The 21,712-nt window shown below is 64.4% G+C and carries 20 protein-coding genes; 4 read left to right on the top strand and 16 right to left on the bottom strand.

Going from position 1 to position 21,712, the window contains the following annotated elements; translation table 11 throughout:
- Positions 1-157: 157 nt before the first annotated feature.
- The 9 genes from IC66_RS0129665 to IC66_RS0129625 form a co-directional block, all read right to left on the bottom strand.
- Positions 158-1,309, bottom strand: a complete 1,152-nt coding sequence (locus IC66_RS0129665) for an ABC transporter substrate-binding protein (RefSeq protein ID WP_038950093.1) — start codon at positions 1,307-1,309, stop codon at positions 158-160.
- An 89-nt stretch (positions 1,310-1,398) separates the two neighbouring features.
- Positions 1,399-1,818: an acyl-CoA thioesterase gene (locus tag IC66_RS0129660; RefSeq protein ID WP_028142151.1), complete on the bottom strand. Its 420-nt coding sequence runs from the start codon at positions 1,816-1,818 to the stop codon at positions 1,399-1,401.
- Positions 1,819-1,830: 12 nt separating this feature from the next.
- Positions 1,831-2,592, bottom strand: a complete 762-nt coding sequence (locus IC66_RS0129655; RefSeq protein WP_028142150.1) for an SDR family NAD(P)-dependent oxidoreductase — start codon at positions 2,590-2,592, stop codon at positions 1,831-1,833.
- 27 nt (positions 2,593-2,619) lie between these two features.
- Positions 2,620-4,503, bottom strand: coding sequence for a feruloyl-CoA synthase (locus IC66_RS0129650; RefSeq protein ID WP_038950091.1), 1,884 nt, complete (start codon positions 4,501-4,503; stop codon positions 2,620-2,622).
- Positions 4,500-5,309: a crotonase/enoyl-CoA hydratase family protein gene (locus IC66_RS0129645; RefSeq protein WP_028142148.1), complete on the bottom strand. Its 810-nt coding sequence runs from the start codon at positions 5,307-5,309 to the stop codon at positions 4,500-4,502. Before IC66_RS0129645 ends, IC66_RS0129650 begins: the two co-directional genes overlap by 4 nt.
- Positions 5,310-5,550: 241 nt before the next feature.
- On the bottom strand, positions 5,551-6,012 hold the full coding sequence (locus IC66_RS0129640; protein ID WP_038950090.1) for a DUF3237 domain-containing protein: 462 nt from the start codon (positions 6,010-6,012) through the stop codon (positions 5,551-5,553).
- A 12-nt stretch (positions 6,013-6,024) separates the two neighbouring features.
- Positions 6,025-7,344 carry a TRAP transporter large permease gene (locus IC66_RS0129635; RefSeq protein ID WP_038950089.1) on the bottom strand — a complete coding sequence of 440 codons (1,320 nt, stop codon included), beginning with the start codon at positions 7,342-7,344 and terminating at the stop codon, positions 6,025-6,027.
- Between the two features lie 2 nt (positions 7,345-7,346).
- Positions 7,347-7,856 carry a TRAP transporter small permease gene (locus tag IC66_RS0129630; protein WP_018321429.1) on the bottom strand — a complete coding sequence of 170 codons (510 nt, stop codon included), beginning with the start codon at positions 7,854-7,856 and terminating at the stop codon, positions 7,347-7,349.
- 225 nt (positions 7,857-8,081) lie between these two features.
- Positions 8,082-9,098 (bottom strand): TRAP transporter substrate-binding protein, encoded by a 1,017-nt coding sequence (locus IC66_RS0129625; RefSeq protein ID WP_028142145.1) that lies wholly within the window; start codon positions 9,096-9,098, stop codon positions 8,082-8,084.
- Between the two features lie 263 nt (positions 9,099-9,361).
- Here IC66_RS0129625 and pobA point away from each other — a divergent pair, with 263 nt between their 5' ends.
- Positions 9,362-10,531 (top strand): 4-hydroxybenzoate 3-monooxygenase, encoded by a 1,170-nt coding sequence (gene pobA / locus IC66_RS0129620; RefSeq protein ID WP_028142144.1) that lies wholly within the window; start codon positions 9,362-9,364, stop codon positions 10,529-10,531.
- Between the two features lie 221 nt (positions 10,532-10,752).
- Positions 10,753-11,172, top strand: coding sequence for a PaaI family thioesterase (locus IC66_RS0129615; protein WP_028142143.1), 420 nt, complete (start codon positions 10,753-10,755; stop codon positions 11,170-11,172).
- A 151-nt stretch (positions 11,173-11,323) separates the two neighbouring features.
- Here the strand turns inward: IC66_RS0129615 and IC66_RS0129610 are convergent, their stop codons facing one another.
- Positions 11,324-12,208 (bottom strand): LysR family transcriptional regulator, encoded by an 885-nt coding sequence (locus tag IC66_RS0129610; protein WP_038950088.1) that lies wholly within the window; start codon positions 12,206-12,208, stop codon positions 11,324-11,326.
- A gap of 120 nt (positions 12,209-12,328) precedes the next feature.
- Between IC66_RS0129610 and IC66_RS0129605 the strand changes: the two genes are divergently transcribed.
- Positions 12,329-12,958 (top strand): pyridoxamine 5'-phosphate oxidase family protein, encoded by a 630-nt coding sequence (locus IC66_RS0129605; RefSeq protein ID WP_038950087.1) that lies wholly within the window; start codon positions 12,329-12,331, stop codon positions 12,956-12,958.
- A 176-nt stretch (positions 12,959-13,134) separates the two neighbouring features.
- Here IC66_RS0129605 and IC66_RS0129600 read toward each other — a convergent pair whose 3' ends face one another.
- The 3 genes from IC66_RS0129600 to IC66_RS0129590 are packed head-to-tail and all read right to left on the bottom strand — an operon-like array spanning position 13,135 to position 16,680.
- On the bottom strand, positions 13,135-13,866 hold the full coding sequence (locus IC66_RS0129600) for an ABC transporter ATP-binding protein (RefSeq protein ID WP_028142140.1): 732 nt from the start codon (positions 13,864-13,866) through the stop codon (positions 13,135-13,137).
- Complete coding sequence (locus IC66_RS0129595; protein WP_049806666.1) at positions 13,863-15,632, bottom strand: branched-chain amino acid ABC transporter ATP-binding protein/permease; 1,770 nt, start codon at positions 15,630-15,632, stop codon at positions 13,863-13,865. The genes IC66_RS0129600 and IC66_RS0129595 overlap by 4 nt, the downstream gene beginning before the upstream one ends.
- Positions 15,633-15,639: 7 nt before the next feature.
- A complete protein-coding gene (locus IC66_RS0129590) occupies positions 15,640-16,680 on the bottom strand; it encodes a branched-chain amino acid ABC transporter permease (RefSeq protein WP_038950085.1) in 1,041 nt (346 codons plus the stop codon).
- Between the two features lie 176 nt (positions 16,681-16,856).
- Between IC66_RS0129590 and IC66_RS0129585 the strand changes: the two genes are divergently transcribed.
- A complete protein-coding gene (locus IC66_RS0129585) occupies positions 16,857-17,393 on the top strand; it encodes a MarR family winged helix-turn-helix transcriptional regulator (protein ID WP_038950084.1) in 537 nt (178 codons plus the stop codon).
- A 118-nt stretch (positions 17,394-17,511) separates the two neighbouring features.
- On the opposite strand, the gene IC66_RS0129580 is transcribed toward IC66_RS0129585, so the two are convergent.
- The 3 genes from IC66_RS0129580 to IC66_RS0129570 form a co-directional block, all read right to left on the bottom strand.
- On the bottom strand, positions 17,512-18,795 hold the full coding sequence (locus tag IC66_RS0129580) for a glycerate kinase type-2 family protein (RefSeq protein ID WP_038950083.1): 1,284 nt from the start codon (positions 18,793-18,795) through the stop codon (positions 17,512-17,514).
- A 198-nt stretch (positions 18,796-18,993) separates the two neighbouring features.
- The gene (locus IC66_RS0129575; RefSeq protein WP_028142136.1) at positions 18,994-20,223 is read right to left on the bottom strand and encodes an ABC transporter substrate-binding protein; all 1,230 of its coding nucleotides are present in this window, start codon (positions 20,221-20,223) and stop codon (positions 18,994-18,996) included.
- Between the two features lie 238 nt (positions 20,224-20,461).
- Positions 20,462-21,688: an ABC transporter substrate-binding protein gene (locus IC66_RS0129570; RefSeq protein WP_038950082.1), complete on the bottom strand. Its 1,227-nt coding sequence runs from the start codon at positions 21,686-21,688 to the stop codon at positions 20,462-20,464.
- Positions 21,689-21,712 lie beyond the last annotated feature (24 nt).

Raw genomic sequence — 21,712 nt, 5'->3', positions numbered from 1 at the left:
GCTTGAGGCCGCCGTATCCGCGGGCTCGGTGCCCCTCTCCCGCAAGCGGGAGAAGGGGCGCACCGGCGCCTGGGGCCCGCAGCTCGATCTCAAATCCGAAAAACAAAAGAGCCGGCCCATCGGGCCGGCTCTCGTTGTCTCTCAACTTTCGCCGTGTCTATTTCACCAGCGAGTACTTGCCGTTCTTCACCGTCAGCAGGATGCGCGAGCGGTCGTCGAGGCCGTAGCGGTCCTTTTCGGTGAAGTTGTAGACGCCCTGGCTCGCCGCCAGCTCCTTCTCCGTCAGCAAGGCCTGGCGGATCGCTTCGCGGAATTCCGGCGTACCGGGTTTTGCGGTCTTCAGCGCGGTCGGGATGATGCGCTTGAGGATCTCAAAGGCGTCGTAGGAATGGCCAGCGAACTGGCTGCGGCTGTTCGGGCCGTACTTTGCCTCATACGCGGCGTTGAGCGCGAGACCCGGCTTCTTGGTGGCGGCTTCGTCCGGCTGATCCTCGGGGTCCATCACCGGACCCGACGCCATCAGCACGCCTTCGGCCGCTTTGCCGGCGATGCGGATGAAGTCCATGCTGGCGGCGCCGTGGGTCTGGTAGATCAGGCCCTGATAGCCGCGTTCGCGCAACTCGGTCTGCGGCAGCGCGGCCGCGGTGCCCGACGCGCCGACCAGGATCGCATCCGGGTTGGCGGCGACCAGCTTCAGCACCTGTCCGGTCACCGACGTATCGGGACGGGCGAAGCGCTCCTCGTCGACGATGGTCATGCCCATCGGCACGGCCTGGGCTTTGAGGTCGTTGAACCAGAGATCGCCATAGGAGTCGGAATAGCCGATATAGCCGAGCGTCTTCACGCCCTTGCTCTTCATGTGCTCGTACAGCACCTTGCCCACGATCGGGATCGGCTGCGGCATCGCCACCGACCACTTCATGCGCTCGGGCGTGATCGGGAAGGGCGCCAGGCCGAAATGCGGAATGCCGGCTTCGTTGGCGACGTTGGAGACCGCGATCGTCGGCGGCGTCAGCGCCGAGCCCATGATGATGTCGGCCTTGGATTCGGTCACGAAGCGGCGGGCGTTGGTGGTCGCGGTGGTGGGATCGCCGCCGTCGTCGAGCACGATCACCTTCAGCGGCACGCCGCCGATTTCCTTCGGCACGAATTCCAGCGCGTTCCGCTCGGGAATGCCGAGCGCGGCGCCGGGGCCGGTCGTGGTGGTGGTGATGCCGATGGTGATTTCGCTGGTCTGGGCCAGCGCGGGCAGCGCCGGCAGGGCAAGCGTCGCCGCGGTGATGGCGGCGGTCAAGTAAAAGCGTTTCATCTATTCCTCCCTTTACGTGTTTCTTTGAAAGCAGAAATCGGGGGGTAATTCAGCCCCCTCTTTTGGCGATGCGGCGATTAGCTCCGGATTTAACTCCCCGTGAATTTGGCTACCATTTCCGCCGGGAACGGTGCCGATTTCAGCTTGTCGGGGTTAACGGGATCGCGACCGACCAGGACGCGGGTCTCAAAACCCTCGATCGCCAGCGCGTCACCCTTGTAGACGTTGTGCTTCACCTCGAAGCTCGAACGCTTGATGCTCTCGATCTTCGTCTCGATGGTGATCCAGTCGCCATAGGTCGAGGGGATGTAGAACTTGGACCGCGTGTCGACCATGGGGATGCCCACCAGGCCGTACTTGCGGACCAGATCCTGCTTGGAGAATCCGGCGACCTCGAACAGGGTCGAGGTCGAATCGTCGAACATCGCGAAATAGCGCGGGTAGTAGACGATGTTGGCGGGGTCGCAATCGCCCCACTGGATCTGTACGTCGCGCCGGTTCACGAACATGTGTCGCGCGCCTTATTTCGGTGCCATGCGCAGCGAGCCGTCGAGGCGCACCACTTCGCCGTTCAGGTAGGAGTTCTCGACCATGTGCAGCGCGAGCGCGGCGAACTCGTCGGCATGGCCGAGCCGGCGCGGGAAGGGGATCGCGGCGGCGAGCGAGTCCTGGGCTTCCTGCGGCAGGTTCGCGAGCAGCGGGGTCAGGAACAGGCCGGGCGCGATGGTCAGCACGCGGACGCCGAACTGCGCCAGCTCGCGCGCGATCGGCAGCGTCATGCCGACGATGCCGCCCTTGGAAGCCGAATAGGCGGACTGACCGATCTGGCCGTCATAAGCGGCAACGGAGGCCGTGTTGATGATGACACCGCGCTCGCCGGTCGCCTGCGGCTCCAGCTTGGACATCTCGGTGGCGGCCAGGCGCAGCATGTTGAAGGTGCCGATCAGGTTGACCTTGATCACCTTGTCGAAATCGGCGAGCGCCATCGGGCCGTCGCGACCGACGACGCGCTTGGCAACGCCGATGCCGGCGCAATTGACCAGCACGCGCGGCGCGCCAAGAGCCTTGGTCGCCTGCGCGATCGCAGCTTCAGCGGAAGCGGCGTCGGAGACGTCGCAGGTAATCGCCACGCCCTTGATCTCGGCGGCAACGGTCTCGGCGAGCTTGGCATTGAGATCGCAGACCGCGACCTTGGCGCCCTGCGCCGCAAGTTTTCGCGCGGTGGCGGCGCCAAGCCCCGATGCGCCGCCGGTGACGATGGCTGCCTGATCTTTCAACAACATGGCGTTCTCCTGTGGCTTATGTCCGGGTTAGCCGACCGATATCACACGGTCCGATGGATTGGCAGCGTAGAGCTCCTCGATCAATTCGATGCGGTGCTCGAGCACGGCGCGCTGGTTGATCGAACCCTTGTCGGTGACTTCGCCCTTGTCGATCGAGAGCGGCGCGTCCATCAGGATCGCGCGCGTGATCCGGGTCGAGGAACCCGTGGCTTGGCTGAGGAAACGGGTCAGGCGCTCGCGAAAAGCCTCGCGCACCAGCCGGTCGCGTGTTGCGACGACGAGATCGTCGGTCGGCAGCGTCGGATTGATCAGCCGGCAGCCATCGAGGTCGAGCACGACCAGCGCCGAGACCTCGTCACGATTGATGCCGGCGATGACGACGTCGCGCACCAGCGGGGCGCAGGCCGCCGTGAGGCGCGCGCGCAGCGGGCCGACGCTGACCCAGGTGCCGCTGGCGAGCTTGAAGTCTTCACCGACACGGCCGTCGAAATCGAAGCCTGCGTTGAGATCATCGGGATCGGCGGGCTTGAGCGCATCACCCATCATGTAAAATCCTTCCTCGTCGAAGGATTTTGCGCTGATGTCGGGCTGGCGCCAGTAGCCGGGCATGACGTTCGGCCCCTTGGCGCGCACTTCCAGCTTGCCGTTGTTCGGCACCAGTTTCGCGTCGTTGCCCGAAACAGGCAGGCCGACATGGCCGGAGCGGCTGGTGCGCGGATTGACCGACATGAAGAACGGCGCGGTCTCGGTCGCACCGAGCCCGGTCAGCATCGGAACCCGATAACCCTTTTCCTTCACCGCGAGCTCGTCGAGGCTGTTCCAGATGAATGGCGACAGCGCGGCGCCGGAGAAGAACATCGCGTGCAGCCGGTCGAAGAACTTTGCGCGCAGGCCCTGGTCGTCGCGCAAATAAGGCAGCAGCGATTCATAGCCCTTGGGCACGTTGAAATAGACCGTCGGCGAAATCTCCTGGAGATTGCGCACGGTCTCCTCGATGCCGCCGGGCATCGGCTTGCCGGCGTCCAGATACATCGAGCCGCCGTTATAGAGCGTCAGGCCGATATTGTGGTTGCCGCCGAAGGTGTGATTCCAGGGCAGCCAGTCGATGATGACGGGCGGCTCGTCCTTGAGGAAGGCGAGCGTCTCGCGCAACATCACCTGGTTGGCGCAGATCATGCGCTGGGTGTTGATGACGGCCTTGGGATTGCCGGTCGAGCCCGAGGTCAGCAGGAATTTCGCGATCGTGTCGGGGCCGATCTTGCCGTGGACATCGTCGAGATCGGCGCGGATCGGCGTTGCCATGAGGTCGGCGAGCAGGGTGACGTCGCGGCCTGGCACCTCGCCGTAGGACGCGGCGATCTCGGTCCCGAGCGAGACGTTGGCGGCAAGCGCATCGGCGAACTTGTCGGCATCCTCGGCGAAGACAAGGCCGGGCGTCAGCAGCTTCATCAGGTAAGAAAGCTTGCCGTAATCCTTCGACACCAGCGAGTAGGCCGGCGACACCGGGCAGAACGGAATACCGGCATAGAACGCGCCGAACGCCAGCAATGCGTGGTCGATCGAATTGCCGGAGAGGATGACGACCGGCCGCTCCGCCGACAGGCCGCGCGCAATCAGGCCGGACGCAATGTGACGGCTCGCGACCAGCAGCTCGGCGTAAGTGATCTTGCGCCAGCCGCGGCCGCCTTCGCGCTCGGCCATGAAGACGCGGTCGGGCGTGGTGCTGGCCCAGTGATGCAGGCGGTCGGTGAGGCGAACGGGATAGTCGCCGAGCGCCTGTTTCGGCCGCAGGTAGATCGTGCCGTCGTCGCGGCGTTCGATGTCGACGACGGGATCGCCGAATGAAATGGGCCGCAGCGGGAAAGTGCTCGCGCCGCGCTCCATGCTGGAAGAGGACGGCTGCGCGCTCATGATTTGGGCTTTACCTTTGCGGTCTTGTGTTCGAGGAATTCGCGGATCCTGCGCTTTGCCTCTTTGTCGCTCTGCGCGACGGTCGCCATCAGCGATTCCATCAGCAGGCCGGTCTGCGGATTGGCCTCCGCGATCATCGGCAGCGCCTGGAGCACGGCGAAATTCGTCAGCGGCGCGTTGGAGGCGACCTTGGTCGCAAGCTCCATCGCCTTGCCGAGCCCGTTGCCGGCCTCCGTGACATATTGCGCGAAGCCGTAGGAGGCGCCTTCGGTCGCGCTGTAGACGCGGCCCGTCAGCATCATGTCCATCATCCTGGCGACGCCGATCAATCGCGGCAGCCGCACCGAGCCGCCGCCGCCGACGAAGATGCCGCGCTGTCCCTCCGGAAGCGCGAAATAGGTCGAGGGCTCGGCGACGCGGATATGCGCCGAGCAGGCAAGCTCCAGCCCGCCGCCGATCACGGCGCCCTTCAGCGCCGCAATCACGGGGACGCGGCTGTACTGGATGCGGTCGAACACCCGGTGCCACATCTGGGAATGCAGCAGGCCGCCGGTCGCGTCATGCTCGGTCAGCTCGGAGAGGTCGAGGCCGCTGGAGAAATGGTCGCCGATGCCGTGGATGACGACCGCGCCGATATCCTCGGGCAGGGACGCAAAACACTCGCCGATTTCCAGGATGATGCCGTCGTTGAGCGCATTGCGCTTGGCCGGCCGGTTCAGACCCACGGTTAGAACCCGGTCCGCCCTCTCGATCCGGAGTAGCCCGGAGGCGCCCGCGTCAGCGGTCTCGGCGTTTCCCTGTGTCATTTGCGTCCTTATAAGAATAGTTATGTTGTATAACGAATTTGGCGAGAGTCAATATAGAGCCGGGCGGCGATCCTCACATTCGGTGTCGTCCCGGCGAACGCCGGGACCCATACTCCCGGAGGGGAATTTGGCGAAGATTGGTCGTTTGGTACCCCGACCGCCGGCAACCGATAGATCACGCGGTATGGGTCCCGGCTTTCGCCGGGACGACGAGCGGAGAGCGTTGAAAGGCCGCCGCCCTTCACATCACCTGATGCACGTCGATCACGACGCGATCCGCATGGCGCGCGGCTGAGCCGACGAAGATGTGCTGCATCAGCCAGCGATAGTTCTCGTGCCCGGTCTCGAACCGCGGCACGGTGCGGAAATAGATCAGCTTGGGATCGACCGGCTCGCCGCGCTTGAGCTTCTGCAGCAGCTCGACCGGTCCGAAGCGCATGCCCTTGTTCTCGACATAGACAATGGCGCCGTCGTCGGTCTCGAAGGCGTACTTCGCCTCCAGGTCGATCAGCTCGTTGGGGCGGATGGTCTGGAAGTCGGCGCCGAACGGCAGCACCTTGCCTGATATCGCGCCTTTCACTTCGCCGCCGATGATCGGGATGATGCGGCGAACGCCGATGCCGGTCTCGCCGGCGGTGACGACCTCGCCGATGCGCGCGGTGATGGTGAAAGCGTATTTCGTCTCGAGCGTCGGTGTCGTCATCGCTTCACCCTGTCAATTCGCCATCATCCGCGTCGGCAGCCAGGTCGCCAGCAGCGGGAAGGCGATCAGGATCACGAGGCGGATCAGGTCGGTGACCACGAACGGAATCACGCCCTTGAAGATCGTGGAGAAGGAGACGTCCTTCACCACGCTCTTGATGACGAAGACGTTCATTCCCACAGGCGGGTGGATCAGGCCGAGCTCGACGGTCATGACGATGATGACGCCGAACCAGATCGGGTCGAAGCCGAGATGCGTGATCACCGGGAAGATGATCGGCACGGTGAGGATGATCATCGCCATGGCGTCCATCAGGCAGCCGAGCACGAGATACATCACCATGATCAGCGCCAGCACGCCATAACTGCCGAGACCGAGGCCGGTGAGGAATTCGGTCACTTTCTGCGGCGTCTGCGTCACAGTGAGGAAATAGCCGAAGATCAGCGCGCCGATCAGCACCGTGAACACCGCCGCGGCGGTGCGCGTCGCCTGGAGCAGCGAGGCCAGGATCTTCTCGCGGTCGAGCCGGCCCGTCAGCACGCCGATGATGAATGCGCCGGCGGCGCCGACGCCGCCCGCCTCCGTCGGCGTGAAGCGCGGCAAATAGGGCAGGCCGTAGAGGCCGCCGATCACGAAGATGAACAGCAGCACCGGCGCCCAGATCTCCTTCAGGCCGGCAAAGCGCTCGCGCCACGGCGTCACCTTGCCCTTGGGCAGGAAGTCGGGCCGGAAATAGCCGATCAGGAAGATCGTGATCATGTACATGCTCATCGCCAGCAGGCCCGGGATGATGCCGGCGATGAAGAGCTTTCCGATGTCCTGCTCGGTGATGATGCCGTAGACGGCGAGCACCGTGGAGGGCGGCAGCATCGCGCCCAGCGTGCCGCCCGCCGCGATCACGCCGGTGGCGAACGATTGCGGATAGCCGAAACGGCGCATCTCGGGATAGGCGACGGCCGAGAAGGTCGCGGCGGTCGCAACCGACGAGCCGCAGATCGCGGCAAAGCCGCCGCAGGCGCCGACGGTGGCGATGCCGAGGCCGCCGCGCAAATGTCCGACGAAACCGTTGGCGGCGCGGAACAGCTCGCGGCTCATGCCGGAATTGGACACGAACGAACCCATCAGCAGGAACATCGGGATGACGCCGAAGGTGTAGTCGGTGACCGTGCGCATCGAGGTCTGGCCGACCAGCTTCAGGGCGGCCGTCCCGTTGACGAGATAGGCGAAACCGGACACGCCGACGAGGCCCATGGCCATGCCGACGGGCACGCGCAGCAGCATCAGGACAAACAGGGAAACGAAGCCGATTACGGCGACGGCATCGGTGCTCATGATTACTCCGTCGCCTTCAATTTGGGATCGTGCATATCTTCGGGGTGGAAGATCAGGCGGTAGGTGCGGATCGCGATCAGCAGCACGGCGCAGACGTCGCCGACCCAGGCGATCGCGAAGAACGGCCAGGTCGGCATGTGCATGTCGAAGGTCAGGACATTGTCGTTGTAGGTGCCGCGCACCTTGTCGAACAGCGTCCAGGTCTGCACGGTCACGACGAACAGCAGCACCAGGGTTGCGAACACGTCGATCCAGCGCTGATGGCGCGGCCCGACATTGCCCCAGACGAGGTCGACCGTGATGTGGGTGCCGCGATAGGAGGTCGCGGCGATGCCCCAGAAGATGAGGATGCCGAGCAGCATGCGGCCGATGTCGAACGAATCAGGGATCGAATAATTCAGCGTGTTGCGGAGCAGCACCGACAGGAAGATGTCGAGCGCGACGATGCCGACGAAGCCGGCCGCGATCCATTCGATCGTGTCGATGATGCGGTCCATCCAGGAGCGCTTCATGGGTGTGTCCTATCGAGTGTCGTCATTCTCGCTCTCGACTCCGGCGGCGGCTCTTGCCTCACCCCGCGTGCGGGGAGAGGCCGCATCGCATCGGAGATGCGATGCGGGTGAGGGGGACTCTCCGCGAGTCCATCTGTCACTCTTTTCGCGGACGCAGCCCCTCACCCCAACCCTCTCCCCGTAAGGACGGGGAGAGGGGGAGGAAGGACCGATCGCGTCGCGGCGTCACTCCGCCAACGCGTTGTACTTCTTCAGCGACGCCTTCAGCTCGCTAAGCGCCGCGTCCGGATCGGCGCCGGCCTTCTTGGCGCCCTCGGACCAGGTCTTCACCAGCGGCTCGGCGGCCTTCTTCCAGACGGCGGTCTGCTCGGGCGCCAGCTTGTAGACCTCGTGGCCGGATTCCGCCTTCACCTTGTCGATGCCCGCATCCTCGAACTTGCCCCAATGCTCGCCGACCACGCCCGCCATTTCGACCGAGCAGTTCTTGTCGATCGCGGCCTTCTGCTTGTCGGACATCGCGTTGTACTTGTCCTTGTTGATCACGAACACGAAAGTCGTGGTGTAGAGCGGCGCCTCCATGTCGTATTTGGTCACCTTGTCGATGCCGAACAGCACCAGGGAACCCCAGGGGAAGGTGACGCCGTCGGCGACGCCGCGCTCGATGATGTCGCGGACCTCAGGCGCCGAGGACTGCACATTGGTGCCGCCGAGCGAGGTCACGAAGTTCGCCATGGTGGCATGCGCCGGGCGGATCTTCATGCCCTTCACGTCTTCAGGCAGCACGATCTTCTTGGTCTTGGAATGGAAGGAGGAGGGCGAGTGGACGAAGGCGAGACAGTATTTGACGTCCTTCATCTCCTTCTCGGCATATTTGCGATACCAGGCGTCCAGCCCCATCGAGCCGCCCTTGGCGTCCGAGATCAGGAACGGCAGCTCGCCGGCGCCGACGATCGGGAAGCGGCCGGGCTGGTAGCCGGGATTGACATAGGTGACGTCGGCGATGCCGTCGCGCGCCATGTCGTAATGATCGAACGCCTTGCCGAGCTGCTGGGCCGGAAACACCTTGCCCTTGATGGTGCCGCCGGAATCCTTCTCGACCGCGGCAGCCCAGTCTTCCAGCGACTTCTGCAGCGGATGCGAAGCCGGCACCCAGTGCGAGATCTTCAAATCGAAGGTCTTGTCCTGCGCGAAGGCAGGCGTCACGCTTGCGGCCAGCAGCAACGCCAGACAGGCTTTCCTCATCACACGTCTCTCCCTGTTTTCGATGGCGGGCTTCGATGGCCCGGTCTCGTTAATTAACATGTTATCTAATCGGCTGGCGCGTTCAAGCCGGAACTGGCGCGCACTTCGCCGCGCCGTCTGCGTCAGCCATGCTGCATGGATTTGTCGCTGCCCGGCGACGGCCCTCCCCTTTTGCCCAACCGTTATATGATATAATTATCGTGCGCGGAGCAACGCGACAAGCGAGCCGCGAGCAAAGCCTACAGGATCGGAAGGAGCAAGTATTGCGGACAAAAGTCGCAATCATCGGGGCCGGACCGGCCGGATTGTTGCTTGGGCAACTGCTGCACGCTTACGGCATCGACAATGTCATTCTGGAGCGGCAGAGCCCGGATTACGTGCTCGGTCGAATCCGCGCCGGTCTGCTCGAGGAGGGAACCGTCGCGCTGCTCGATCAGATCGGCGCCGGGGCGCGGGCGCATGCCGAAGGCCTGGTGCATGAAGGCATCGAGCTCGCCTTTTCCGGCCGCCGTCACCGCATCGACATGAAGGGTGCGACCGGCAAGACGGTCATGATCTACGGCCAGACCGAGGTCACGCTCGATTTGATGAATGCGCGGAAGGCCGCCGGTCTGATCTCGGTTTATGAGGCCAAGGACGTTCAGCCGCATGATTTCGACGGCAGTCACCCGCGCGTAACCTGGGAGAAGGACGGCGTCACCCACACGCTCGATTGCGACTTCATCGCCGGCTGCGACGGCTTTCACGGCGTCAGCCGCGCCAGCGTTCCGACCTCGGCGATCGAGGAGTTCGAGCGGGTCTATCCCTTCGGTTGGCTCGGCATCCTGTCGGAGACGCCGCCGGTCAGCCATGAGCTGATCTACTCCAACCACGCGCGCGGCTTTGCGCTTTGCACCATGCGCTCGACCAGACGCAGCCGTTACTATGTGCAGTGTTCGCTCGACGACCATGTCGACCAATGGCCGGACGAACGCTTCTGGGACGAATTGAAGCGCCGTCTCGACCGGGAGGCGGCCGACAGCCTCGTCACGGGCCCCTCGATCGAGAAGAGTATTGCGCCCCTGCGCAGCTTCGTCGCCGAGCCGATGCGCTTCGGCCGGCTGTTCCTGTGCGGGGACGCCGCCCACATCGTGCCGCCGACCGGCGCCAAGGGACTGAATCTCGCCGCCAGCGACGCACATTATCTGTCGGGCGCGCTGCGCGAATTCTACGACGAGAAATCCAGCGCCGGCATCGACGCCTATTCCACCACGGCGTTGGCACGCGTCTGGAAGGCCGTGCGCTTCTCCTGGTGGATGACCTCGATGCTGCACAAATTCCCCGACACCGGCACCATCGGCGCGCGCATCCAGCTCGCCGAGCTCGACTACGTCACGCAGTCGCAGGCCGCGATGACGTCGCTGTCGGAGAATTATGTGGGGTTGCCGTTTTAAGACAGTCCGTAGGGTGGGCAAAGGCGCTCTTGCGCCGTGCCCACCACCTTCCCATGATTGCGAACGCGCGTGGGCACGCTTCGCTTTGCCCACCCTACGGCGCCGTCATTGTGGCGCCTTCCGTTTCAAACACTCGCGCAAATTCCGTTTGAAACTTTGTAATTGATGCAACCGTCACGTCTATCGCGTTCAATGCCGGCGACCAGCAACGCGAGACCGCCATGACCTCTCCCGACATCCCCACCGGCTTCGAGCCGCATTTCCGCAAAGCGCCGCTCACCGATCCCTGGGAGCCGCTCTATTCGAAGAAGTCCGACAAGGGCGTCACCGTGGGGCTGCGTCTGGCGACGCCGCACACCAACGCGCGCGGGCTGATTCACGGAGGGCTGATCGCCGCGCTGGCCGATGCCGCCATGGGCTATAGCTGCGCCCAGGCAACGGGCTGGACCACGTCGTTCGTGACGATCTCGCTGTCGGTCGACTATGTCGGCGCCGCCGAGATCGGCCAATGGCTCTCGGTCGAAGGTGAGGCGATCAAGACCGGCTCTACGATCTGTTTTGCACAATGCCTGGTCAAAGCCGACGATGCCGTGATCGCGCGCGCCAGCGGCACGTTTCGGGTGGTGCCGAAGAAGGGGTGACGCTCTCGCTCTCCGTGTCCCGGACGCGGTGCGGCGCGAAGTGCCGCTCCGCAGAGCCGGGACCCATGCCTCGGCATGATATCGCGCCGCCTTCTGGGCCCCGGCTCGGCATCGCATCACTGCGTGCTGCGATGCGTCCGGGGCACGAGAGCTACCCAAACTTCCACTCCGCCGTCTCCACCACGAGATCGACGAACGCGCGCACCTTGGCCGAGAGCAGCCGCGAGGTCGGGTAGATGATGTGGATCGGCAGCGCCGGCTGCTCGTACTTCGCCAGCACGATTTTCAGCCGTCCGCGCTTCAGCCCCTCGGCGGCCTGATAGGCCAGCACGCGCGTCACCCCGCCGCCGGCTTCGGCATATTGCAGGGCGGCGTCGGCGCTGTTGCTGATGAAGCGGGGCGATGGCGTGACCTCGATGTCGCGGCCGTCGTGCACGAAGTGCCAGCTGGCGAAGGGCCCGAACTGAATGGTCTGGTGTCCGAGCAATGCGTCCGGCGTCTTCGGCTCGCCGTGGCGCTTCAGATAGCCCGGCGTCGCCACCACGATCCGCCGCATCTCGCCGACCTGGCGCGCCACCAGCGAGGAATCGGCGAGATGACCGATCCGCACCGCGACATCGACGGCGTCCTCCACGAGATTGACGAGATGGTCGGACAAGCGCAATTCCCCGCCGACCTCGGGATAGCGCTTGAGATAGTCGGTCATGACCGGCCCGACATGCAGCCGGCCGAAGCCGACCGGGGCCGATACCACCAACCGTCCGCTCGGCCGGTGGCGCTCCTCCCGCGCCGAGCCGTCGGCCTCCTCGACATCGGCGAGGATGCGCCGCGCGCGCTCCAGATAGCGCGTGCCGACGTCGGTCAATCTCACCTGCCGGGTGGTCCGCTGCAGCAGCCGGGCGCCGAGATGCTCCTCCAGCGCCGCGATCAGCCGCGTTACCGCCGAGGGCGACAGGTGCAGCTTGCGCGCCGCCGGCGCAAAGCCGCGCAGATCGGCAACGGTGACGAAGACGTGCATGGCTTCGAGGCGGTCCATCTCATTATTGCATATATCGCAACGATGAAGTGTCAAGCCGGTAGATTGTTTTGGCCGCCGGGAGGTACATTTTATCGAGGATAAACGCAGACATGCGCCGGGATTTCAGGAGATGTTCCGATGACGGCAACTCACACCTACGCCAGCGACGTGGCGTTCACGCCGGCGGTGAAATCGATCCAGACCCGAAAGGGATCACGCGAAGGCTATGCTCTCGCCGAGCAGCGCGGCTGGCGCACCGAGGTCGATGAGAATCTCGCGTCGTTCCTGGCTGACGCCGACAGTTTCTATTTCGCCACTACCTCGGCCGACGGCCAGCCCTACATCCAGCACCGCGGGGGTCCCAAAGGGTTCTTGAAAGTGCTGGACAAGCAGACGCTGGCCTTCACGGACTACGCCGGCAACCGGCAATACATCACGCAGGGAAACCTGTCCGAGAATCCCAAGGCCTACATCTTCGTGATGGACTACGCCCATCGCCGCCGCGTGAAGATCTGGGGCGAGGCGCGCGTCGTCGAGGACGACGAGGCGCTGACGACGTCGCTAATGCCGAAGGGCTACCGCGCCCGGCCGGAGCAGGTGATCCTGTTCAAGATCGCGGCCTGGGACACCAACTGCCCGCAGCACATTCCGCAGAAGTTCGACGCAGGCGATGTGGCAGCGGCGTTGGCGGTGAGGGACGCGAGGATTGCAGAGTTGGAGGCCGAGGTGGCGGCGTTGAAGGGCGGTAAGGTGACAGGAGCTACGTAACGCCGCGCGCTTACCCTCCCCTGGAGGGGGAGGGTCGGTCGCGTGGAGCGCGAGCGGGGTGGGGTGATCTCTCAACACGGGCAGTGTTCTACGCGGAGGGACCGTCACCCCACCCCGCTTCGCACATCGCTGCGCTCTTTGCGAAGCGACCCTCCCCCTCCAGGGGAGGGTAAGAATCAGATCACGCTCTCACCTTCGTGCTGGAAGCCGAGATAGCTGGCCGCAACCCGCTCGTTCGCGGCGATATCGCTGGCCTTGCCGGAGAGCACGAACTCGCCGAGCTCCATCACATAGGCCTGGTCCGCGATCTTCAGCGCGGCCTGCGCGTTCTGCTCGACCAGCAGCACCGAGACGCCGCTGGCGCGGAGTTCGGTGACGATGCGGAAGATGTCGGCGACGATGATCGGGGCGAGGCCGAGGCTCGGCTCATCCAGCATCAGCAGCTTCGGCTCGCCCATCAGCGCGCGCCCCATCGCGAGCATTTGCTGCTCGCCGCCGGAGAGCGTGCCGGCGAATTGCTTGCGGCGCTCCTTGAGCCGCGGAAACAGCGTGTAGACGCGTTCCATCGAGGCTTTCGCCTTGCTTCGCTCGATGCGGAAGGCGCCGAGCTCGAGATTGTCCTCGACATTCATGGTCACGAACAATTCGCGGTGCTCCGGGACGAGGCCAAGCCCCATCGCGACGCGGTCCTCGATGTCGAGCCTGGCGAGATCCTGGCCGGCAAAAGTGACCCGGCCTTTCAGCGGCAGGATGCCCATGATGGCGGAGAGCAGCGTGGTCTTGCCGGCGCCATTGGCGCCGACGATGGTAACGATCTCATTCGCGCCGACCTCGAGCGAGACCGAGCGCACCGCCTCGACCTTGCCGTAGGCGACATGGGCGTCGGTGACCGACAACAGCGCGCTCATGCCGCCACTCCGAGATAGGCCTTGATCACTTCGGGATTGGTCTTGATCGTGGCGGGGGTGCCTTCGGCGATCTTGGTGCCGAAATCGAGCACCACGATGCGGTCGGCGAGGTTCATCACGAAGCCCATGTCGTGCTCGACCAGGAGGACGCTCATGCCGCCGTCGCGCAAGTCGCGCAGCAGCTTGGCGAGCTGCTGCTTCTCCATGTGGCGCAGGCCGGCGGCCGGTTCGTCGAGCAGCAGCAGCATCGGATCGACGCAGAGCGCGCGGGCGATCTCGACGATGCGCTGCTGGCCGAGCGAGAGGCTGCCTGCGAGCTGGTGCATCTGGTCGGCAAGGCCGACGCGCTCGATCTGGCGGGCGGCCTCCGCGAGCAGTTTGGCCTCGTCGGCGCGGTCGAGCCGCAGCATCGAGGCGATCGGCCCGGAATGGCCGCGCAGATGCGCTCCGATCGCGACGTTCTCCAGCACGGTCATGTCAGGGACCAGCTTCACATGCTGGAAGGTCCTGCTGATGCCGAGCTTGACGATCTCCTGCGGCGGCGCCTTGTCGACCTTCTTGCCGAGCACCGAGACCGAGCCTGACGTGGCCGACAGCACGCCGGTGATCAGGTTGAAGGTCGTGCTCTTGCCGGCGCCGTTCGGGCCGATCAGCGCGACGATCTCACGAGCCTGGACGTCGAAGGAGACGTTGTTGACGGCGACCACGCCGCCGAACTGTTTTCGCGCCTTGTCGACCTGGAGCAGGATGTTGGACTCGCCGGGCGCGCGCGGACGCTGCTCCAGCTTCAGAGAGGTGTCCGGCTTCTTGCCGCTGGTCCGCTCCGGCAGGAACGACATCAGCCACGGCCAGAGGCCGCCGGGCGCAAGTTGCAACAGCGCCACCAGCATGATGCCGAACACGATGGTCTCGACCTGGCCGGAACCGGGCAGGATCAGCGGCAGATAGCTCTGCAGCACCTCTTTCAGGACCACGACGATCGCCGCGCCCAAAACGCCGCCCCAGACATAGCCGGCGCCGCCGACCACCGCGATGAAGAGATATTCGATGCCGGCCTGCGCGCCGAACGGCGTCGGGTTCACCGCGCGCTGGAGATGCGCGTAGAGCCAGCCGGAGAGGCCGGCGAGCACGGCGGCATGGATGAACACCAGCAATTTGGCGCGCGGCGTGTGCACGCCGAACGCCTCGGCGGCGACATGGCCGCGCCGTAGCGCGCGGATGGCGCGTCCGGTGCGGGAATCCAAGAGGTTCATCGTCAGCAGCGCCGAGACGATCACGGCGACCCAGATCGCGTAATAGATCGAGCCGGGCGAGAGCATCTTGAACGTGCCGATCGACAGCGGCGGGATCGCCGAGATGCCGTCGTTACGGCCGAGAAACTCCAGCTTGCTGAAGAGATAGAACAGCCCGAGCCCCCAGGCGAGCGTGCCCAGCGGCAGATAATGGCCGGAGAGACGGACGGTGATCAGCCCGAGCAGCACCGCCAGCGATCCGCTGACCAATAGCGACAGCGGCAGCGTCAGCCAGGGCGACAGGCCGTAGGCCGTCGACAGCACCGCGGTGGTGTAGGCGCCGAAGCCGACGAAGGCTGCCTGTCCGAACGAGGTCAGGCCGCCGACGCCGGTCAGCAGCACGAGGCCCATCGCGACGAGGGCCGCGAGGCCGATATTGTCGAGCAGCACGATCCAGAACGGCGGCATGCCGGGGACGAACGGAATCACGGCCATGACGGCTGCGAAGACGATGATGGGAAGGCGGCTCTGCATTTCAGCCTCAGTCCTTCTCTTCTTCGACGGCGGGCGCGGCGAGCGAGCGCAGCAACAACACGGGGATCAGCAGCATGAAAACGATCACCTCCTTGTAGTTGGAGGCATAGAAGGACGAGAACGCCTCGACGAGGCCGACGACCAGCGCCGCGGCGGCGGTGAGGGGATAGCTGACGAGGCCGCCGATGATCGCGGCGACGAAGCCCTTCAGGCCGATCAGGAAGCCGCTGTCATAGTAGAGCGTCGTGATCGGCACGATCATGATGCCCGACAACGCCCCGATGACGGATGCCAGCAGAAAAGCGATCTGCCCCGACAGCGTGGTGCGGATGCCGACGAGCCGCGCCCCTAACCGGTTCACGGCGGTTGCGCGCAGCGCCTTGCCGTAGAGTGTCAGGCCGAAGAACAGCCAGAGGGCGACGATGAAGGCGATGGTGATGCCGTAGACGGTGAGGCTCTGGCCGGTGAAGCGCAGCGAGCCCGCGGTGAACGCGCCGGACAGCACGGCAGGTCCGCGCTGGCCTTCGGCGCCGAAGAACAGCAGGCCGAGGCCCTGCAGTGCCAGATGGACGCCCACGGATGCGATCAGCAGCACCAGCACGGAGGTGTGTGCCAGCGGCTGGAATGCGACGCGGTAGAGATAGAGGCCGATCATTGCCACGATCATCAGCGACAGCGCGATCGAGACCGCGACCGGCGGCTTCTGGGCTGCGAAGTAAACCGTCAGCGCCAGCACGATGGCTGGCAGCACGATATTGGTGAGGACGCTGCGCACGATCAGGCGGCCGTGCAGCGCCTTGCGCGCGACGAACAGGTCGAAGGCGAAAGCGCCGATGCCGAGCGCCAGCGCGAGCTTTGCCGTGCCCGGCATCTGGCCCGCGGCCAGCGAGGCGTAGGTCAGCGCGCCGTAGGTGACGAATTCGCCCTGGGGAATGAGGATGACGCGGGTGACGGCGAACACCAGCACCAGCGCCAGGCCGAGCAGCGCATAGATCGCGCCATTGGTGATGCCGTCCTGCACCAGGAACAGCATGATGGTGGTATTCAAGACCGGACGCTCCCCCTAAAGATTACGGACCGGTCCCCTCGATCGCGGTGGACGGTCCGCTCACAGCCATTGAAAAACGCATGCGATATTTGATATGGTCCATAACAATTATCAAATATAACATCAAGGGTGGGAACGATCCCTCCCGAATTTAGCGGGATTACGAGCACGAGGCGATGACCGTTTCCAAAGCCGCTGAAAAGTCCTCCGAAAAGCCTGCCGACTCGGCCAAGGGCCGCAAGGATGCGGCCGAGGCGCAAGGCCAGGGGGCCGCTGGCGAAGCGCTCCAGCTCGGCGAGCTCTCGGAACAGCTCGGCTATGTGCTGAAGCGGGCGCAGCTCAAGGTGTTCGAGAACTTCCTGCGCTGCATGGCCTCGCTCCAGCTCACGCCGGCGCAGTTCTCCGTGCTGCTGCTGGTCGAGAAGAATCCCGGCCGTAACCAGACCGAGATCGCCTCCACCCTCGGCATTCTCAGGCCGAACTTCGTGGCCATGCTCGACAATCTCGAGAGCCGCGACCTTTGCGCGCGGATCCGCTCCACCAACGACCGCCGCTCGCACATCCTGGTGCTGACCGACAAGGGCAAGGCGGTGCTGGCCCGCGCCAAGAAGCTGGTCGCCACCAAGCACGAGGCCCGGCTGAACGAGTTGCTCGGGCAGGCCAACCGCGAAGCTCTGATCGCGATGCTCGCGAAGGTCGCGAACGAGTTCTGAGGCGGCGCTCCACGTCCGCGTCATGCCCAGGCTTGGCCCGGTGTCCACGTTTTGGGCAGCGAGGGAAGGCGTGGATGGCCGGGTCAAGCCCGGCCATGACGGGGGAGAAATCTCAGCCTCAATCCACCAAAATCACCCTGATGTCGTTCACGTTGGTCAGCGTCGGGCCCGGTAGCAGCAGGTCGCCGGTCGCCTCGAAGAACGTCGTGGCGTCGTTGTTGTCCAGGTACGCTCGCGGCTGAAGCCCCTGCGCCTTCATCTTTGCGAAGGTCGTCGCGTCGATCAGCGCGCCGGCGGGGTCGGTGGGGTTGCCGGCGCCGCCGTCGGCGCCGTCGGTGTCGCCGGCCAGCGCCGAGATGTCAGGCGTGTCCTTGAGCAGAGCGGCGAGCGCCAACGCGTATTCCTGGTTCGGCCCGCCACGTCCATTGCCGCGCACCGTGACGGTGAGCTCGCCGCCGGAGAGGATCGCGAGGCGCTTGCCTTGCGCGCGCGCTTGCAGCGCCAGGCTGGCGTGAGCGGCGGCGACCTCGCGCGCCTCGCCTTCGAGATCGGCGCCGAGGTCGATGGTCTCGTAACCGGATTCGCGCGCGAGCTTCACCGCGGCGTCGAGCGACTGCTTGGGCCGCGCGATCAATTCGGAATGCGCGCGCGAAAAGGCGGCATCGCCGGGCTTGCAGCTTTCGTTGGCGGGATCGTCGAGCGCGCGGCGCACGGCATCGTCGATGTCGAGCTTGTATTTCGCGACGATGGCGCGCGCATCGGCCAGCGTGGTCGGATCAGGCACGGTCGGGCCGGAGGCGATCGCGGAAGCGTCGTCATGCGGCACGTCGGAGATCGCGAGCGTCACGATCTGGGCGGCGTTCTTGCCGGCACGCGCAAGGCGTCCGCCCTTGATCCGCGACAGGTGTTTGCGCACGACGTTCATCTCACCGATCGGCGCGCCCGAGCGTAGCAGCGCCTTGTTGACCGCCTGTTTCTGCGCGAAGCTGATACCGTCGCTGGGCGCGATCCAGTTCGCCGAGCCGCCGCCGGTGAGCAGCACCAGGAGCAGATCGTCCGGCCCGGCCTCGCCTGCGAGCGCGAGCGTGTCGGCCGCGCCCTTGAGGCCAGCCTCATCCGGCACGGGATGCCCGGCCTCGACCACGCGGATGCGGCGCGTCGGCACGCCGTAGCCATGGCGCGTGGTGGCGATGCCGACGAGCCGCTCCGGCGCCAGCTTGAGCGTGTCGAGATAATGCCGTTCGGCTGCCGCGGCCATGGCGCCCGCGCCCTTGCCGGCGGCGAGGCAGATCACGCGTCCTCTTGGCGCGGGCCCCAAATGCGGCGCCAGCACCACATTGGGATGGGCAGCGGCAACGGCGGCGTCGTAGAGCGCGCGGAGCAGGGGACGGCGGTCGGTCATGACGATGGCCTTCGGCAGACGGAACAAACTGGCGACACACGCCGCCGTTCACCTGCCTAGCGCATCGGCGGCCAAAGCGTAAGCCGGCTGTGTCATCATTCGAATATGCAATCGCGTGATCATAATCGCCGCGTAGCAAGAAGCCCTCCGCGATGATTTCGCGGAGGGCCCTTTTGAACACTGCGATCCAGCTGGAGGCTAGCCGCCGGCGTCAGCGCTGATGACGTCGCCGAACAGATCCCACTTCTCGCCCTTGAACCTCATGAGCTGAAGCGAGCTGATCGGTGCGAAGTCGTTCGCGCCGGTGTTGATCTTGATGCCGGGCAGCAGCACCTCGGTGCGGAAGTCCTTCAGGCTCGCCGCCTGCTTCATGACGTTCTCGCGCGTGAGATTGTCGCCGCACTTCTTCAGCACTTCCACCAGCGTCTGCGCCACGCCGTAACCGACGATGGTGCCGCCGTCGAGCTTGTCACCTTCAGGGAAGTATTTCGTCATGAACTCCAGGAAACCCTTCATGCCGGCGTCGTCCTTCCACTGAGGATCCGACACGTCCTTCAGGTAGGCAGCCGAAATGATGTCCTGCGAATTCTCGAAGCCGGCGGGCTTGATTACGCTGCCGACCGAGGCCGAGACGTTGTTGAGGAAGTGGGTCGGCTTCCAGCCGATTTCGGAGATCTTCTTGATCGCCTGTGCCGCGAACTTCGGTGTGGTGATGTTGATGAAGATGTCGGCGCCGGTCGCCTTCATCTTCACGATGTGATTGTCGATCGTCGGCTCGGAGGTCTCGTAGCTTTCCTCCAGCACGATCATGCTCGCGGCCTTGGCGCCGAGCCCGTCTTTCAGGCCCTTCAGGTAGTCCTTGCCGTAATCGTCGTTCTGGTAGAGCACGCCGATCTTGGCATTCGGCATCTCCTTCAGGATGTATTTCGCGTAGATCTGCGTCTCGCTCTGGTAATTGGGCTGCCAGCCCATGGTCCAGGGGAAGTTCTGCGGATCATTCCATTTGGTGGCGCCGGTCGCGACGAACAGCTGCGGCACCTTCTTCGAGTTCATGTATTTCTGAATGGCCGAGTTCGGCGGCGTGCCGAGTGAATTGAAGATCAGCAGAACCTCGTCGCTCTCGACCAGCTTGCGTGCCTGCTCCACCGTCTTCGGCGGCGAATAGGCGTCGTCGTAGGAGACGAAATTGATCTTGCGGCCGTTGATGCCGCCCTCTTCGTTGATCTTCTTGAAATAGGCGGCTTCGGTCCGCCCGATGATGCCGTAGGCGGAGGCCGGTCCGCTGTAGGGCATGATGTTGCCGATCTTGATCTCCGTATCGGTCGCGCCGGTATCGTATTTCTTCTGGGCCGATGCGGTGGAGGCCGAGGCCGCAATGAGCGCAAGCGCCAGCGATGCGGCTGCAAGTTTGCCGGTGACAGCGGGCATTCCTATCTCCCTATTTTCTTGGTGTGTATGCGCCCCTTTTCTTGTCTCGATTTTCTTGGCGACGCTGCCGCAATTCAATACGATTTGGCTGATGCCTTCAACAGAAAGCCCTCGGGACGGCGTCGCGGGGGCTGCGTCTTTAGTAGTCAGGGACGGCCGGCTCTCGTGTGCGACTGCGAGAAGGTCCGGCTGTCTTGAGTTGTTTAACCAATCTGGAGCGATTTTGGGTTGCGCCGCTTCAGTGGCCCATCTCGCTCGAGATGATGTCGCCGAACAGCTCCCATTTCCGGCCCTTGAAACGCATCATCTGCAACTGCTCGATCGGGGCGAAATTGTCCGGCGCCGTGTTGATCCTGATGCCGGGCAGCAGCGTGTCGGGCTCGAAATCCTTCAAGGAGGCTGCCTGCCTCATGACGTTCTCGCGGGTGAGGTCGTCGCCGCACATCTGCAGCACTTTGACCATGGTCTGCGCGGCGGCATAGCCGAACACGACGCCGGCATCGAGCTTGTTGGCCTTGGGATCATATTGCGCGAGGAAGTTATAGAATTTCTTCATGCCGTCGTCGGCATTCCACTGCGGATCGGAGCCGTCCTTGGTGTAGCTCGCCGACAGCAGGCCTTGCGAGATCTCCAGGCCCGCCGGCTCGATCACGCCGCCGACGGAGGCCGAGACGTTGGAGACGATGTGGACCGGATGCCAGTTGATCTCCGCCGCCTTCTTGATCGCCTGCGCGGCGAATTTCGGCGTGGTGATGCTGATGAACACGTCGGCGCCCGAGGCCTTCAGCTTCACGACGTGCTCGTCGATGGCGGGCTCCGACGTGTCGTAGGCCTCTTCCAGCACGATCATCGGGGCCTTGGGCCCGAGGCCATCCTTTAGCCCCTTCAGATAATCCTTGCCGAAATCGTCGTTCTGGTAGAGCACGCCGATCTTTCCGTCCGGCTTCTCCTTCATGATGTACTTGGCGTAGATCCGCGCCTCGCTCGCGTAGCTGGGCTGCCAGCCCATGGTCCAGGGAAATTGCCTGGGATCGTTCCACTTCGAGGCGCCGCTCGCCACGAACAATTGCGGCACCTTCTTCTCGTTCATGTATTTGCGAATGGCGCCGTTGGTGGACGTGCCGAGCGAGCCGAAGATCAGCAGCACCCCATCGCTCTCGACCAGCTTGCGCGCCTGCTCCACCGTCTTCGGCGGCGAATAGGCGTCGTCATAGGAGATGAACTTGATCTTGCGCCCGTTGATGCCGCCCTCGGCATTGACTTTGCGGAAATAGGCTTCCTCGGCCTTGCCGATCGCGGCGTAGGCCGAGGCCGGGCCGCTATAGGGCATGATGTTGCCTATTCTGATCTCGGTATCGGATGCGCCGCTGTCGTACTTCTTCTGCGCCAGTGCCGGGCTGCTCATCGCAGTGCACAAAGCGAGCCCGGTCCAGAGGGCCGCAACCTGAAAACGAACGGCGGACATTGTTCTCCTGCCCCGAGTTGGATC

Origin of the sequence: Bradyrhizobium genomosp. III, from assembly GCF_000261705.1 — a bacterium.
Lineage (GTDB): Bacteria > Pseudomonadota > Alphaproteobacteria > Rhizobiales > Xanthobacteraceae > Bradyrhizobium > Bradyrhizobium ottawaense.
This window is presented reverse-complemented; position numbering and strand designations above follow the sequence as displayed.

Coding starts and splice junctions, on each gene's coding strand:
- IC66_RS0129665 (WP_038950093.1), bottom strand. CDS start 1,309: ATGAAACGCTTTTACTTGACCGCCGCCATCACCGCGGCGACGCTTGCC.
- IC66_RS0129660 (WP_028142151.1), bottom strand. CDS start 1,818: ATGTTCGTGAACCGGCGCGACGTACAGATCCAGTGGGGCGATTGCGAC.
- IC66_RS0129655 (WP_028142150.1), bottom strand. CDS start 2,592: ATGTTGTTGAAAGATCAGGCAGCCATCGTCACCGGCGGCGCATCGGGG.
- IC66_RS0129650 (WP_038950091.1), bottom strand. CDS start 4,503: ATGAGCGCGCAGCCGTCCTCTTCCAGCATGGAGCGCGGCGCGAGCACT.
- IC66_RS0129645 (WP_028142148.1), bottom strand. CDS start 5,309: ATGACACAGGGAAACGCCGAGACCGCTGACGCGGGCGCCTCCGGGCTA.
- IC66_RS0129640 (WP_038950090.1), bottom strand. CDS start 6,012: ATGACGACACCGACGCTCGAGACGAAATACGCTTTCACCATCACCGCG.
- IC66_RS0129635 (WP_038950089.1), bottom strand. CDS start 7,344: ATGAGCACCGATGCCGTCGCCGTAATCGGCTTCGTTTCCCTGTTTGTC.
- IC66_RS0129630 (WP_018321429.1), bottom strand. CDS start 7,856: ATGAAGCGCTCCTGGATGGACCGCATCATCGACACGATCGAATGGATC.
- IC66_RS0129625 (WP_028142145.1), bottom strand. CDS start 9,098: ATGAGGAAAGCCTGTCTGGCGTTGCTGCTGGCCGCAAGCGTGACGCCT.
- IC66_RS0129615 (WP_028142143.1), top strand. CDS start 10,753: ATGACCTCTCCCGACATCCCCACCGGCTTCGAGCCGCATTTCCGCAAA.
- IC66_RS0129610 (WP_038950088.1), bottom strand. CDS start 12,208: ATGGACCGCCTCGAAGCCATGCACGTCTTCGTCACCGTTGCCGATCTG.
- IC66_RS0129605 (WP_038950087.1), top strand. CDS start 12,329: ATGACGGCAACTCACACCTACGCCAGCGACGTGGCGTTCACGCCGGCG.
- IC66_RS0129600 (WP_028142140.1), bottom strand. CDS start 13,866: ATGAGCGCGCTGTTGTCGGTCACCGACGCCCATGTCGCCTACGGCAAG.
- IC66_RS0129595 (WP_049806666.1), bottom strand. CDS start 15,632: ATGCAGAGCCGCCTTCCCATCATCGTCTTCGCAGCCGTCATGGCCGTG.
- IC66_RS0129585 (WP_038950084.1), top strand. CDS start 16,857: ATGACCGTTTCCAAAGCCGCTGAAAAGTCCTCCGAAAAGCCTGCCGAC.
- IC66_RS0129580 (WP_038950083.1), bottom strand. CDS start 18,795: ATGACCGACCGCCGTCCCCTGCTCCGCGCGCTCTACGACGCCGCCGTT.
- IC66_RS0129575 (WP_028142136.1), bottom strand. CDS start 20,223: ATGCCCGCTGTCACCGGCAAACTTGCAGCCGCATCGCTGGCGCTTGCG.
- IC66_RS0129570 (WP_038950082.1), bottom strand. CDS start 21,688: ATGTCCGCCGTTCGTTTTCAGGTTGCGGCCCTCTGGACCGGGCTCGCT.